The organism is Bacillus sp. FSL E2-8868 (genome assembly GCF_038005505.1).
Lineage (GTDB): Bacteria > Bacillota > Bacilli > Bacillales > Bacillaceae_G > Bacillus_A > Bacillus_A mycoides.
This window is the reverse complement of the sequence record NZ_JBBOTI010000002.1, coordinates 286,694-299,559: the sequence shown is the minus strand read 5'-3', so window position 1 is coordinate 299,559 and position 12,866 is coordinate 286,694. Positions and strand designations below refer to the sequence as shown.

Genomic DNA, 12,866 nt, shown 5'->3' with positions numbered 1-12,866 from the left:
GAGAGGAAAACTAAAACAACCGCTCCATTTTTTTGCATAGTGAGGTTATGTATGTGAAACGATACCGACATTTATACTTGTTAAGTTGTACACTACTCATTTGTTTTGTCGCACTATCACTTTCGTATCATACCGCTTGTATTGAAAAATTTGATAATGTAGTCGCACACTTTATTCAAAGTTTCCGAAACGAGTATTTGACAACCTATTTTACTTGGGTGTCCTTTATCGGTTCAAAAAGAATATATTTCCCGTTACTCATTATACTTGTAATGTATTTTCTTCTTAGAAAAAAAATATTAAGTGCATTACTTCTAACAATTAATTATTACGGATCACGTTATTTGAACAGTATGCTCAAACTATGGTATGAACGAGCACGACCTGATGTGACGCAGCTTGTTACAGCAACTGGATATAGCTTTCCGAGCGGTCATACGATGAATGCTACTGCTTTTTTAGGATTTATTGCATACGTCACAATTACAGAAGATCGTATTTCATTGCATAAAAAGTTGCTGATTATTTTTATAGCAAGCTTCGTTGTATTATCTATTTCAGTTAGCCGAATTTATCTTGGCGTGCACTATCCATCTGACATATTAGCCGGATGGGCAGCTGGCGGTAGCTGGCTCGTTTTATGTATTATATTTCATAAGGCGTTCATTAAAAAAGAACCTATGTCATAATAGGTTCTTTTTGCATGGGCTCCACATGAATATGAGCATGGTAAATTCCGAATTTTTTTCGAAGCATATCTTCAATATTGTCAGTAATACAATGGCTTTCGCTAACATCCATTCGAGCATCTACTTCAATTGTAATATCCACATACGTTTGGTTCCCATACATACGAGCACGAATATCTACAATATGTTCTACACCTGAAATATGCCCTATAGCATCAGCGTATTCATCCATTTTTTCAGGATCAATTCCATCCGTTAGCATATGAGAAGCTTCTACGAAAATTTCCCACGCGGTCTTACAAATAATAAGACCGACAAGTAAAGCTGCAATAGGGTCCAAAATAGGCATTTGGAACTGTGCTCCGACTATACCTACTACTGTACCAATACTTACAAGAGCATCTGATAAATTATCTTTTGCAGCAGCCTCTAATGATTTACTTTTTGTTCTCATTGCAATCTTTTTCGTATACTTGTATACACCGTACATAACGACAGCAGAAAATAAAGCCACCCATGCAGCAAGTACATTAGGTGCTGCTTGTTTCGGATTGAAAAACGATTGAATTGCACTAATAACAACTTCTAATCCGACCGTTGCCATAATAAATGAAGCAACAAGTGATGCGATTTGTTCTGCACGCGAATGCCCATATGGATGATCTGGGTCACGGGGCTTACGAGAAATTTTCAGGCCAATTAATATTGCTAAAGAAGCACCAATATCCGTTAAGTTATTCAAACCGTCAGCACGTAATGCGCTAGAGAGGGTAATATAACTGATGATGATTTTCATAGAGGATAAAAATATGTAGGCTATAATGCTGACAATAGCACCTTTATCAGCTTCTTTATGAGAAAGAGAATCCATTTTAATCACTCGCCTTTCTACAAGGAATTTCTTTCTATACATAGAGTATCAAACGAAACTCGTGTGGGTCTATACAAACATTGTTGACGTTTTATAGCTTTTTAAGAAGGGGATAACAAAGTTTCGTTAAGGAAAAAAATGTTGAAAAGTACAAAGCGGAAAATTGTTTAAACCATTAACGATGATTATGGTATAGGAGAAGGTGGCGTGAATAATGATTCGCATAATTCCATTCATATATATATTTCACAAAATAACTCTTCGTAATTCCTCGTGGGAGTAATATATAAGAAATGATAAAAAATTAGTGGATAAGAAGAGGAGAATAATATAAAAATGTTCATTTTCTATAAAGAGAAAAATACAAATAGCATACTAAGAAACGAAAAAACCTCTGAAAATATTTTCAGAGGTTTTTCGTTTCTTAGTATGCTTCTAAAAACTCAGTAACTTGCTCTTCAGTTTTTGCGTTAGCACTATGTAAGTGGCCAAGCTTCTCGCCATTTTGATAAACAAGCAGGCTTGGAATACCCATTACTTGATACTCTTCCGCGATACTTGGGAATTCATCTTTATTAATAGAATACCATTCAAACTTATTGAATTCTTCCATTACATCTCCGATAAAGTTGTCCATACGCACGCAATCCGGGCACCATGTTGTAAAGAACTTAACAACTACTGGCTCCTCGCTTGCGATGATGTCTTTGAATTCTTGTTCAGCTTTGATTTCTTTCATGTTTTTGACTCCTCTCAATGTCACACGGATAAGCTAGTATTTTTTATGCAAAATCCGTAACTGCAAAATCTTCGACTGCTTTTTCTTGTAGGTCTGGTATACATATGAGTAGGTGTCTAATGTGATCCCTACTCTTTTATGTCCTAATCGTTTACTTACGATTTTCGGATTTACGCCTTATATCCTGCAAACGAATATTAGGAACCTCACTTTTCTTTATAAGCTTTTTCAGGAGCTGTGTCAAACTTCTGAAATTGCACGGGTTACCATTATAGGTTGGGCAAACTAAATCATAATTATTATTTCCATCGCCATACCGTTCTTTTTCTTCATTGATTTTTTGAAGATGTCCTTGAAGAGCCAGCAGAGTAATTTCAGGTAAAACAATTAATCTCTTTCCTGAAGATGTTTTAGGCTCATGAAACTCTTTGGTAATATGCGAGAGGGAATGATTAACAGATAAGGTACGTCTGTCAAAATCAATATCCTTCCATACAAGAACGTTGAGGAGCTTGGTTACAAAGGTTTGCAGAATGGGAAAAGGGGAGCAGCGTGAGCAATGATGTTCGAGGCTATCCAAAAGGAAAGTACGCAGCATAAGTAAAAAAGGACGAGCAGTTGTACCTGCTGTCCTTTATAGGAGAAAAATTATTCTGGATTAGAACTACGAATAACCAGAAAAACGCTTTTAATCAGTGTTGTCAAAGATGTAATAATCTATGCAACAAATGACCTTAGAAGGAATTCAAAACACCAAAATGACTCGTATTGGTATATCGGCTCAAAAGTAGTATATGTAAAAAGAAAATTCTCATACAAAAAGCAGACAACAATTTTGGTTGTCTGCCAGCGAGTCGAATGAGTTAGTCGATCGTGATAAATTGCTTTCCCATTACAAGAAGAGTGAAGCTGCTAGTTCAAACAGCTTGTAGGTAGTCTTTTAGATATTTTAAAAAATATACAGAGAAAGCAGATAAGTGACGAATCTACCTGCTTCTGTTGTAACAAAAGAAAGAAGTATTAGCCGTGAATATGACGGCTTGAAAATAGTATGTATTGATTTGGAAAAATTATTCAAGGGGGAAGAGAAGAATGGCATCGATAGTGAATAGTGTATGTGAAATAATTCGGTTAATGAGTGAAACGAAAGTAGAACGCATCCAAATCACATACGAAATTGGCGATATCATAGAGCAGAAATGCAGACGTTGTTATTACAATCGTTCAGATAATGCTTGTTTTAGTATTAGTGTTTGTAAAAACTGCCCGACTGGTCAAGAATTACGTCAGTTGGGTAGATATTTTGATACACAACCGAAAGAGCACGGTGGAAAACGAAAAGACAAACCCATCGGACTTACTCCGGAGCGTGTGCGCGAATTGAATCAACAAGGCATTCCAGATAAAGATATTAGCATTATGTATGATCGTAGTCCTTCTTATGTCGGGAAAATGAAAAAGGAATGGAAGCAAGCTGGTATATGGAGAGGACCAACAATAATGCGGGAAATCAACCGGTGTCGCCAGTAGGTCCAGTAATACCAGTAGGTCCGGTGTTCCCTGTCAATCCCGTATTCCCAGTTGGCCCGATTGATCCGGTCGGTCCAGTAGCACCTGTTGAACCAGTGGGACCTGTAGGGAATTGAAAGGGTTGCATAGGTGAAAGTGTCGGCCCAATCGAACACGGATTTAATGCAGTAGAAGATAAAAACTCGTCCAATATAATTCACCTCTAAAAGTTCGTATTACTAATAGTAAATGCAATGATAGAGCAAAGTGTAATGGACAAGCGGTTGTATTTAGGAAATTTAATAAAAACGCTATTTTAATAGCAAGAAGGGAGGGGTGGCTTTGATTAAAATACTTGAATTATTCGGAGGAATCGGAGCGCCAAGAAAGGCACTTGTTAATTTAGGGATAGATCATAAAGCAATTGATTATGTAGAATGGCAAACGTGAAATATGACTTTGTATGGATTCCACGTTATGGCGGTAATAAGCCAGCATATCCTTGTGATATTTGGCAGTACACGGAAACAGGAAATGTACCCGGTATCGGTAAATGTGATTTGAATTATCTTGTGGGTAGCAAGTCATTAGCTTGGTTTACGAACCAATCACAAACTACTGAAAAGGTAAAAGAACAACCGCAACAAGATAATGAGAAAGTTGAAGGAATCGCAACTTCAAAATACGCAGATGGTTATGGCGTGAATTTATATGAGAATCCTGCTGATTCGCAATACACAGGAAATATCACGAAAAAAATCCCGTATCTTATTTTTAAAGGATATTGGGGTGGCGGTGATAAGGATATGATTTGTTTAGGTAGCGAGAAGCAGTGGGCGAAATTAGAGCATTTTGATGTGCAATGGTTCTGCGCATACTCTAAATATCCTCCAGGATACGGAATTGCGGTTCATAGCGAACCTGAGTGTACGAATCATATTGATAACATCGATGGTACGGTTCCTTATCGTGTTTGGGGTAAACACTTAGATGCTATTGATATAGGTGGTAATCGATGGATTAAAGCGGAGCATGTAACGATTAAGTAATGTAAAAAGAGCCGTCCTGTTGGGCGGCTTTTTTCTTATTTATTCTCCAAATGTTTCTTTATTCATATTTAATTCACCGTTTTTTATCATTTCTTCTCCATAGATATTTTCCATTAGCTTTTGATGATCTTCTTGCTTCTTACGTTCTCCATCTTCTGGAGTCTCCTTAGTTTTCTCTATGGCGTTTTGTTCCGCCTGTTTTCTATAGTACTCATTTATTTCATCATATTTCATCGGTAAACCTTTTTCAAAAAGTGTACGGTGCACTTTTTATAATTTTATCGAATCATACTTTGCGGTCTATGACAACAACTCTGTCACTACCCCCATACACTGGAATCTAAAACATTTGTAAAAAATAGCATAGTTGTTACAAAACCTATATCGTTACCAATAAAAAACCTTGAAAGGCAAGCCAATCAAGGTCTCTAAATTTTTTTAAATGTCTAATAAAGTATTCACACCTACATTATTTTCTAATAATTCGGTTAGCGATGGTGCAATTTTCACTGCCTCCTCAATATCCAAATCTGCGAATCTGTTATAGTATATTCCAAAACCATCTTTACCCTGTAGATAGATTAATGCACCGCCTCCTTCATCATCACCAATTGCGAGTGAATTCGGGAGATATTTCTGCACTTCATAAGCTTCATTCATTTCAATGCACCCCGAAGCTCCCCAAATTCGAATATAAATTTGGTCGTTAACATTAATTTCAATGTCTGAAGCTAGCTGAATTATTTCTATATATTCTGTAGGTACATCTATTGTTGAAAAATCCTGAAGCGCTTTAATTTCTTCTTCTTTCGAAGGAGATTTTTTGGCATCAATTCTATACACACTACTGATATTATCTAATCTGTTCATTAATAATCAATCCTTTCATATTTAACTCCTAGTTTATCTAGCATCTTGTATTGTTGTTCAAGAACTTGGCTAGTAGTATCACGTGAAAAACCAGCTTTAGTTAAATCACCCACCATGAATTGCATTTCTTCTTGTAAAGTAGTACTCCATTTCCCTACCCCTGAAGCCACCCGTTCATTTCGTCTCGCAGTTTGAGCATTAGTAATGATTGTATGTGGTAGTCCTTTTCCAGTCTCGACAGTTATTGTTGGAGCAAGTTTCGAATCATACCCATACTGACTGAAATTATTTTTTGCCCATTCTTGTTGTAATCCATGATGAGATTGTAATCGCCCACCATTTGGCCCATCTCCTTTTGGCTTAGGTAAGGAATCTTTATGTGTTTTATTAAAATGAACATAATTAATTTCACCTTTACGCATTCCGCATGTAATAGCAAGAAGATAAGCGATATAATAACGTTTTTTTTTGCATGTTCTAAAAAACGAAGAACTTCTTCATCAATTAAAAATCAGGGGGATAACGCTGATTTAGTGGAAAGAGCTCATTATATCACTCTTTCAGAGGAGGTGAGTTAGGATACGAAAATGGTTAAAGAAACTATTTTCGAAAAAACGCCCACCCTGCATTGTTCGTGAGGAACAATGCAGGGTGGGCTAAACTGATAGGATCTGTGAAAATTCTGCCCAAATTATGCATGGAAAAGGTATTGAAAGAGATGAATAGTACTCTTTACATCTTATTCCATATATAACAAAGCTGGTTAGCTTCTGATTCAAGCGCTATTAAATGATCATTATTAATAGAGTTATTCGTATACATTCTGTTCTTTTGGATGTTAAGAACCGTATAATTCACATCGTTATGTTCATTTGAAAATGTCGATTCGTTTAATAATGTCAGCGTTGAGTTGATGTTGTATTTATCAATTCGCTCTTTTTTTCCTTTGAAAAACAGTTTGATAAGATGCGGCTCATCATTAATGAGCAAACCGAGTTCAGGTGATGAGCGGACGATTAAATCATCTGATATCCAATGTGATTTACCTGGATCGAACCAAGAGACGTCTTTGTTTTTAATAAATTTTTTGTACTGTTTTATGACATCAATGTAGTTTTGCTTTTTCTTCTGATCAACCGTTTGCACTAATGTTTCGAAACATTCAAAAGGTAGTTCGTTTTGATGAAATTTAATAAAAGTGTCTCGTAATTGTTTCCAGTAATCAAAAGCTGGTTGGTATTCCGGTTGAGATTTTAGATTTTTCACAAAGTTTGTTTTAGCTGCACTACTTTTCAGTGTGAAATCTAAAAATTGTGTAAGTCCTACTTTAATTTCTGCCATATTACACCCCCTTTTCAAACATTACTAATTCGATAATGGAAAGGAAAATCCTGCATTTTTTAAGGGGGTGAGCTAGATGCTAGAAAACCCGATGTCCATGCACAATGGCTATGGTAAAGCTGATTCGCAAGAACAAGAGGGAATTATTACAACTTCTATCGATATCGAAAAGTTACAAGATGTCATAAGTCGAGCGGTAGTGATTTTGCAGGAGTGTCCAGAAGATGCTGAACTTGATGATTTAAATGGGAGCATTAATGAAGCGTTGGAATTGTTACAAAAGTATTGGGGCAATAAAAAAGGACGAGCAGTCGTACCTGCTGTCCTTTATAGGAGGAAAATTATTCTGGACTAGAACTACGAATAACCAGAAGACGCGCTTTTAACCAGTGTTGTCAAAGATGTAATAATCTGTGCAACATAAAAGCTTAGTCGGAATTCAAAACACCAAAATGGCTTGCGTTGGTAAACAGGCTCAAAAGTAGTATATGCAAAATGAAAAATTCCATACAAAAAGCAGACAACAATTTTGGTTGTCTGCCTGTGAGTTGAATGAGTTAGCTAATTGTGATAAATTGCTTTCCCGTTACAAGAAGAGTGAAGCTGATAGTTCAAACAGCTTGTAGGTAGTGTTTTCGATATCTAAAAAAATATACAGAGAAAGCAGATAGGTGAAGAACCTGCCTGCTTACTACTGTAACAAAAGAAAGAAGTACTAGCCGTGGATACGACGACTTGAAAATAGTATGTATTTTTATTTAAAAAATATTCAAGAGGTGAAGAAACATGGAGTGTTTGATAAATGGTGTCTATGAAATAGATAATGATTTTTTTGGTCCAATAAACTTTGCTAATGTTGTAGCTGTTTCATCCATAATTCAATTGAGTGCAGGGGATTTAGTCGAGATTTTTGCACAAAGTAGCGTAGCTGGAGTTATTAGTAATGTAGAAGATAGTACGCATTTTGAAGCTGCAAGATTCCCGTCTCCAAAAGTATAAGTGGTATGAAACCTTGTAAGTAATTTAATATCAGGACATTCCAAAATTTATACTCATCCTGTACAAGAACGGATAATTTATTTGTAGTGCATGAAGTATTTTAACGGTGTACAAGCTGTTTTGAAAGTGCTGGATAAATGAACTATGTACTGTTAAATAGTGTCTGATGATTGTAAACGAAACAGTCGAAGAAGAGTAGCGGTGTATGCAAAAAGAAATGCATGATGTTTAGGTAAAGAAAGCTTACTAGTTAGGGGATCTTACCGATTTAGTTTATGAAAAAAGGCCCTGTTGTCTCCAACAGGGCCTTTCCTAAAATGGCAAAGAGTAACTCTTACCTTACTCCTTGTCCATAGAATACACAAAAATTATACGTTTGTACAGGTAAATAATTTACAATAATAATATTTGAATATAATTCTTACGGGTAATTCTAAAGGATGAAAAAGTATTTGTTATAGAGTAAGTGTTGATTTTAAAGTGTTTTAAAGAGAATGTTTACAACTCAACGATAATAAAGGAATATTGAAATAATAAAATATGAAATATTGCATATCTCACTTAACAATATAATCTATTCAATAATAATAAAATCGTACAGAGGAGTTTTTTCTGAAAATCCGAGTTGATGAAACTAGATAATTTGTATTACTGATTTAACCAGAATATTACATGAGTGCTTTGTTTTTAAAAGTTATACTTTCTCTTCGCTCTGCCTTATGGTGGAGCATTTTTATTTTTGTAATCGCAATAACCTGTCCAAACTTTTCAAGTCTAGCATACATATTATGCAGTAGTAGATTAGAAAGGAGCACTATATATGTCTTGTTATTACTACTGTAAGAATTGTGAGAGTTACCAAAAGAAAAATCATGATTGCTGTAAAAAAAGAAGTGATTATTATAATAAGTGCGGTAAAAGATGTGATGACTGTTCTTGCGATCATAAGGAGAATAACCTTGTAAGAGCATCTGCTTTTAGAGCCGTAAATACAGTTAATCAAAACCTTCCAGCTAATACTTTTGTTAAAGTATTATTTCAAAATGAACAATTTGATTTAGCGAACGAATATAACCCAGCAACATCAGATTTTACTCCGAAGACTAGAGGAGTTTATTCCGTAATTGGGACGATTGGTTTCTTTCCGAACGATCCAAATTTAAATTATAGAGCGCGTGTAGAAGTTCGAGTGAATGGAAATGCGGCAATTGCTATAGATAACGACTTTTTTGGTCCGATAAATTTCGGCAATGTCGTAAGTGTTTCAACAATACTTCAATTACATGCAGGTGATATTGTCGAGATTTTTGCACAAAGTAGTATAGATGGGGTTATTAGTAGTACAGAAGACGGTTCTCATTTTGAGGCTGCAAGATTCCCATCTCCAATTGTATAAATATTAAAAAGGAAAAAATTTTATTAACTCTGCTTTTCGGTGGAGTTTTTTAATTTCATAATAGCAATAGCTCGTCCAAACTTTTTAAATTTATTTTGCATAGTATACAACAATAGATTTAGAAAGGGGATATAAATATGTCTTATTATTATTGTAAGCATTGCAATGGCTATAAAAAGACAAAGCATACTTGTTGTAAGAAGAGTACAGATTATTACGATAAGTGTTGTGATAATGAGAAAGATAAACTTGTAAGGGCATCTGCTTTTAGAGCGGTTAGTACAGTAAATCAAAATGTCACTGCAAATACTTTTGTTAAAGTATTATTCCAAAATGAACAGTTTGATTTAGCGAATGAATATAATCCAGTAACATCAGATTTTATTCCGAAGACTAGAGGGGTTTATTCTATTATTGGTACAATCAGCTTTGCACCTAATGATAGTAATACGAATTATAGAGCGCGTGTAGAAATTCGGGTAAATGATAATCCAGCTATAGCGATAGATAATGACTTTTTTGGTCCACCCAATTTTGCAAATGTCGTAGCTGTTTCAACAATACTTCAATTACATGCAGGAGATGTAGTTGAAATTTTTGCTGAGAGTGATGTAGATGGACTGATTATACAAAATGATCCAGGATTTATTAGTACGCATTTTGAAGCTGCAAGATTCCCATCTCCAATAAAATAAAAGACATGTTTGTGATTTATGGACTATTTTTTTAAAATTGATTATATTGACGAGATGTATACTGGGATCCTTGATCACTATGTAAGAGGATTCCCTTCACATTTCGTTTTTTCTTTGCCTTTTTAAGCGTATCTAACACAAGCTTTAAGTCGTTTCTACGACTGGTTTCATAGGCAACAATTTCATTATTGTATAAATCCTTAATAGCGGATAAGTACAAGCGCTGTCCATTGAAAATCAAATAGGTAATATCGGTTACCCATTTCTCATTCGGTTTTGAAGCCTGAAACTCCCTATTTAGATGGTTCTCTGAAATCACATAAGCTTCTTTTTTTCCGTAATAAGGTCGTTTTTTCCTAATTACGGCTTTGATACCTAGTTCACTCATCAATCTTTGGATGTGCTTATGGTTCAAATGAAGGTTATATGTGGCTTTCAGCCACACTTGTATTCTTCTATATCCATAAATTCCTCTTAATTTTTTATGACACTCCAATATCTTTTTCTTAATTTCGATATCCTCTGATTGTTTTTTAGAAGGCGTCGTATGCCGTTTTAGCCATTTGTAGTATCCACTTCTGGTTACACCAGCAATATCGCATAGAATGGTCACTGTATAACCTGTTTTTGTCATTTCATGGATGACTTCGAATTTTTTTATTTTGGATACGACTTTCATTCCTCCTTTTACATCCCTATGGTAGGGCCTTTTAGTTAAAGGTGTTAAATTGGTAATATATTAAAATAAGTTCATAAACACTTGATAAGCAACACCTAGAGTTAATATGATAGCTAACAGTTTTGCTACCCATCTCGGTGCATTTAAATTTAGTAAAAGGGAATGACATATACTAAATGTAATGCCGAGTGTTAAAAGAATTGCGATAAGATATAAAATTAATAGGAATAAAGGTTGCTCTATGGAGCCGAAGTCAATTTTGGATGGATTCATGTAATATGTACCTCGTTTTTTATTAATATATTAATGAAATAATGAAGAATATAAGGAATTGGAAGAGTAATGTAATAAATACTATAAAAGTAAATTTGAAGTTATGGATGGAGTAGATAAAATAATCTTTGAAAGACTATTCAAAGCCAACATTTGTTTAAGTTTAATATACAAGAACGAATGTTCTTGGTATACTGGAAAATAAAAAAGGTGCGTTTACATGACAAATTTTAGTAATATAATTGAAAAACTAGATGAAATGATTTACAAACCTAATAATCTATTAATTACTAAACGAAAAGAAGAAAAGCAAAATTCAGAATATGCAGGAGGGGTATTCCAGCTAAATAATAGAAGCATCCGATTTAGGGTATCAAAAATTACGCCTAATAAGATTGGACAATTTGTTTCTTTTTGGGAGAAGAATGCCTCCATGAGCAATCAGGCATTTTCTTATGATTCAGCTCCTAACCTTTTAGTTATCACTTGTATAGCGGATAATAACCTAGGACAATTTATTTTTCCAAAAGAGATTCTTCTAAAAGAAAAAATATTAAAAACTCAAAATCAAAAAGGGAAAATGGCTATGAGGGTTTACCCTATTTGGGATAAACCTATTAGTAATCAAGCTAAGAAGAGTCAATTGTGGCAACTTCATTATTTTGTCGATTTAAGTGATACTGAAAATGTAGCTACAGATAAATTATTAAACTTATATTCATAGCACATAATAAGAAAAAATTGAAATATTCAATGTTCGTTCAGATGATATTTGGAAATATTAACAGGGTAAGCCGTTAAGTAAAGAATAAAAAAGGAGCATACAAATAAAGTATGCTCAAAAAAAGATAGGTTTTATGAGTGGAGAATCTCCATACGATAATATATGCGCATTTCATTAATATGTGTAAAATATCAATAAAATATCAACAGAATATCAATTAATGAGTTATTTTAGTTTTTTAATGAAGTCATGTTTTGTGAAATGAAAAAGAGCCGTTTCTTTTGAAAGATGCGGCTCTTTTTATTATTTTGTTATCGTACTGTTCGAAATGATAAATCATAAAATTATACGATTAACAATTTGATAATGATTGGACTTCAGTTATATATTTCTTGAAGTCTGGATATTGAGATACAGTTTGGCAGGTAGTGGTGAGTAGTTGATTAATTAAAGATACATTTGTAATTACTTCGTTACAAGGACCATAGAATGTAACTTTTAGCTTTGAATTCGGGGGAACTTTGAATACGATAGGGATTTTTTTCATTAAATAAACTCCTTACATAACAGAGGTTATATGTTTATTTCCTTTTAATTAGGAAGACATATTAATATAATATGTAATTTTTATTGTAGTTGATTATTACGTATCAAAATAGTGTTGTGAAAAAATATATATCATGTTTATAAAAAGCTTAAAAACAGACTAATATGAGGGAATAAGCGTTAATTAACTTGTCTCTATATAATAAATTGTAAAAAGGCAGCTTTTTTTAGCTGCCTTTTTACAGGGAGATTGAAAAATCTTGGAGGTCATTCATGAGTATAAGCAAAAATTGCTTATATGTAGTATGTACATTATTTATAGTTTTATTCCAATATTTAGTATGAAATAAACGCAAGTTTATCGTTTACAAATGCAAAAAAAGAAGGACTTATTTATTATGGATAAAAAGAAATTATTTAGTTTTAAAAAATGATGAAAATATATTTATTTGTCTTATAGAAGCTTGCTATTAGGCGTATGGGTCT

At 34.0% G+C, this 12,866-nt stretch carries 15 protein-coding genes and 6 pseudogenes; 10 read left to right on the top strand and 11 right to left on the bottom strand.

Going from position 1 to position 12,866, the window contains the following annotated elements; genetic code table 11:
• The first annotated feature begins 53 nt into the window (after positions 1 to 53).
• A complete protein-coding gene (locus NSS74_RS12505) occupies positions 54 to 689 on the top strand; it encodes a phosphatase PAP2 family protein (RefSeq protein ID WP_002127255.1) in 636 nt (211 codons plus the stop codon).
• Here NSS74_RS12505 and NSS74_RS12500 read toward each other — a convergent pair.
• From NSS74_RS12500 to NSS74_RS12490, 3 genes and pseudogenes are all read right to left on the bottom strand, one after another.
• Positions 679 to 1,560: a cation diffusion facilitator family transporter gene (locus tag NSS74_RS12500; protein ID WP_002085782.1), complete on the bottom strand. Its 882-nt coding sequence runs from the start codon at positions 1,558 to 1,560 to the stop codon at positions 679 to 681. The two genes, NSS74_RS12505 and NSS74_RS12500, sit on opposite strands and share 11 nt — an antisense overlap.
• Before the next feature lie 424 nt (positions 1,561 to 1,984).
• A complete protein-coding gene (locus tag NSS74_RS12495) occupies positions 1,985 to 2,299 on the bottom strand; it encodes a thioredoxin family protein (RefSeq protein ID WP_002012639.1) in 315 nt (104 codons plus the stop codon).
• Positions 2,300 to 2,342: 43 nt separating this feature from the next.
• Positions 2,343 to 2,666: pseudogene (locus tag NSS74_RS12490) on the bottom strand (site-specific integrase).
• A 610-nt stretch (positions 2,667 to 3,276) separates the two neighbouring features.
• On the opposite strand from NSS74_RS12490, the gene NSS74_RS12485 reads away from it, so the two are divergent.
• Both NSS74_RS12485 and NSS74_RS12480 read left to right on the top strand, forming a co-directional pair.
• On the top strand, positions 3,277 to 3,411 hold the full coding sequence (locus tag NSS74_RS12485; protein ID WP_256491187.1) for a hypothetical protein: 135 nt from the start codon (positions 3,277 to 3,279) through the stop codon (positions 3,409 to 3,411).
• A gap of 22 nt (positions 3,412 to 3,433) precedes the next feature.
• A complete protein-coding gene (locus NSS74_RS12480; RefSeq protein ID WP_002031822.1) occupies positions 3,434 to 3,829 on the top strand; it encodes a hypothetical protein in 396 nt (131 codons plus the stop codon).
• Here the strand turns inward: NSS74_RS12480 and NSS74_RS12475 are convergent.
• A pseudogene (locus NSS74_RS12475) lies at positions 3,813 to 4,019 on the bottom strand (exosporium leader peptide-containing protein); the annotation flags it as partial. The gene NSS74_RS12480 and the pseudogene NSS74_RS12475 sit on opposite strands and share 17 nt — an antisense overlap.
• A 131-nt stretch (positions 4,020 to 4,150) precedes the next feature.
• Here NSS74_RS12475 and NSS74_RS12470 point away from each other — a divergent pair.
• A pseudogene (locus tag NSS74_RS12470) lies at positions 4,151 to 4,246 on the top strand (DNA (cytosine-5-)-methyltransferase); the annotation flags it as partial.
• Between the two features lie 5 nt (positions 4,247 to 4,251).
• Positions 4,252 to 4,857, top strand: a pseudogene (locus NSS74_RS12465) (N-acetylmuramoyl-L-alanine amidase); the annotation flags it as partial.
• A gap of 39 nt (positions 4,858 to 4,896) precedes the next feature.
• Here the strand turns inward: NSS74_RS12465 and NSS74_RS12460 are convergent.
• From NSS74_RS12460 to NSS74_RS12445, 4 genes are all read right to left on the bottom strand, one after another.
• Entirely contained in the window at positions 4,897 to 5,091 is a 195-nt protein-coding gene (locus NSS74_RS12460; RefSeq protein ID WP_012260894.1) for a hypothetical protein, read from the bottom strand.
• Positions 5,092 to 5,295: 204 nt separating this feature from the next.
• Positions 5,296 to 5,727: an SMI1/KNR4 family protein gene (locus NSS74_RS12455; RefSeq protein ID WP_033709048.1), complete on the bottom strand. Its 432-nt coding sequence runs from the start codon at positions 5,725 to 5,727 to the stop codon at positions 5,296 to 5,298.
• Entirely contained in the window at positions 5,727 to 6,149 is a 423-nt protein-coding gene (locus tag NSS74_RS12450) for a hypothetical protein (RefSeq protein WP_201067189.1), read from the bottom strand. Before NSS74_RS12450 ends, NSS74_RS12455 begins: the two co-directional genes overlap by 1 nt.
• A gap of 310 nt (positions 6,150 to 6,459) precedes the next feature.
• Positions 6,460 to 7,068 carry a hypothetical protein gene (locus NSS74_RS12445; RefSeq protein ID WP_340813685.1) on the bottom strand — a complete coding sequence of 203 codons (609 nt, stop codon included), beginning with the start codon at positions 7,066 to 7,068 and terminating at the stop codon, positions 6,460 to 6,462.
• A gap of 76 nt (positions 7,069 to 7,144) precedes the next feature.
• On the opposite strand from NSS74_RS12445, the pseudogene NSS74_RS12440 reads away from it, so the two are divergent.
• The 4 genes and pseudogenes from NSS74_RS12440 to NSS74_RS12425 all read left to right on the top strand — a co-directional run.
• A pseudogene (locus NSS74_RS12440) lies at positions 7,145 to 7,360 on the top strand (hypothetical protein); the annotation flags it as partial.
• A 521-nt stretch (positions 7,361 to 7,881) separates the two neighbouring features.
• Positions 7,882 to 8,067: pseudogene (locus NSS74_RS12435) on the top strand (hypothetical protein); the annotation flags it as partial.
• Between the two features lie 820 nt (positions 8,068 to 8,887).
• Complete coding sequence (locus NSS74_RS12430) at positions 8,888 to 9,463, top strand: C1q-like domain-containing protein (RefSeq protein ID WP_002141669.1); 576 nt, start codon at positions 8,888 to 8,890, stop codon at positions 9,461 to 9,463.
• A gap of 137 nt (positions 9,464 to 9,600) precedes the next feature.
• Positions 9,601 to 10,158: a C1q-like domain-containing protein gene (locus NSS74_RS12425; RefSeq protein WP_002031830.1), complete on the top strand. Its 558-nt coding sequence runs from the start codon at positions 9,601 to 9,603 to the stop codon at positions 10,156 to 10,158.
• A gap of 31 nt (positions 10,159 to 10,189) precedes the next feature.
• Here the strand turns inward: NSS74_RS12425 and NSS74_RS12420 are convergent, their stop codons facing one another.
• On the bottom strand, positions 10,190 to 10,837 hold the full coding sequence (locus tag NSS74_RS12420; RefSeq protein ID WP_340813682.1) for an IS3 family transposase: 648 nt from the start codon (positions 10,835 to 10,837) through the stop codon (positions 10,190 to 10,192).
• 60 nt (positions 10,838 to 10,897) lie between these two features.
• Complete coding sequence (locus NSS74_RS12415; RefSeq protein WP_002031831.1) at positions 10,898 to 11,110, bottom strand: hypothetical protein; 213 nt, start codon at positions 11,108 to 11,110, stop codon at positions 10,898 to 10,900.
• 220 nt (positions 11,111 to 11,330) lie between these two features.
• Between NSS74_RS12415 and NSS74_RS12410 the strand changes: the two genes are divergently transcribed.
• The gene (locus NSS74_RS12410; protein WP_002141670.1) at positions 11,331 to 11,834 is read left to right on the top strand and encodes a MepB family protein; all 504 of its coding nucleotides are present in this window, start codon (positions 11,331 to 11,333) and stop codon (positions 11,832 to 11,834) included.
• A gap of 352 nt (positions 11,835 to 12,186) precedes the next feature.
• On the opposite strand, the gene NSS74_RS12405 is transcribed toward NSS74_RS12410, so the two are convergent.
• Positions 12,187 to 12,381: a hypothetical protein gene (locus NSS74_RS12405; RefSeq protein WP_002141671.1), complete on the bottom strand. Its 195-nt coding sequence runs from the start codon at positions 12,379 to 12,381 to the stop codon at positions 12,187 to 12,189.
• Positions 12,382 to 12,866: the final 485 nt, after the last annotated feature.

Excerpts from the sequence above, each read along its gene's own strand:
- NSS74_RS12500 (WP_002085782.1), bottom strand. The coding sequence starts at position 1,560 with ATGGATTCTCTTTCTCATAAAGAAGCTGATAAAGGTGCTATTGTCAGC.
- NSS74_RS12495 (WP_002012639.1), bottom strand. The coding sequence starts at position 2,299 with ATGAAAGAAATCAAAGCTGAACAAGAATTCAAAGACATCATCGCAAGC.
- NSS74_RS12480 (WP_002031822.1), top strand. The coding sequence starts at position 3,434 with ATGAGTGAAACGAAAGTAGAACGCATCCAAATCACATACGAAATTGGC.
- NSS74_RS12460 (WP_012260894.1), bottom strand. The coding sequence starts at position 5,091 with ATGAAATATGATGAAATAAATGAGTACTATAGAAAACAGGCGGAACAA.
- NSS74_RS12455 (WP_033709048.1), bottom strand. The coding sequence starts at position 5,727 with ATGAACAGATTAGATAATATCAGTAGTGTGTATAGAATTGATGCCAAA.
- NSS74_RS12450 (WP_201067189.1), bottom strand. The coding sequence starts at position 6,149 with ATGCGTAAAGGTGAAATTAATTATGTTCATTTTAATAAAACACATAAA.
- NSS74_RS12445 (WP_340813685.1), bottom strand. The coding sequence starts at position 7,068 with ATGGCAGAAATTAAAGTAGGACTTACACAATTTTTAGATTTCACACTG.
- NSS74_RS12430 (WP_002141669.1), top strand. The coding sequence starts at position 8,888 with ATGTCTTGTTATTACTACTGTAAGAATTGTGAGAGTTACCAAAAGAAA.
- NSS74_RS12425 (WP_002031830.1), top strand. The coding sequence starts at position 9,601 with ATGTCTTATTATTATTGTAAGCATTGCAATGGCTATAAAAAGACAAAG.
- NSS74_RS12420 (WP_340813682.1), bottom strand. The coding sequence starts at position 10,837 with ATGAAAGTCGTATCCAAAATAAAAAAATTCGAAGTCATCCATGAAATG.
- NSS74_RS12415 (WP_002031831.1), bottom strand. The coding sequence starts at position 11,110 with ATGAATCCATCCAAAATTGACTTCGGCTCCATAGAGCAACCTTTATTC.
- NSS74_RS12410 (WP_002141670.1), top strand. The coding sequence starts at position 11,331 with ATGACAAATTTTAGTAATATAATTGAAAAACTAGATGAAATGATTTAC.
- NSS74_RS12405 (WP_002141671.1), bottom strand. The coding sequence starts at position 12,381 with ATGAAAAAAATCCCTATCGTATTCAAAGTTCCCCCGAATTCAAAGCTA.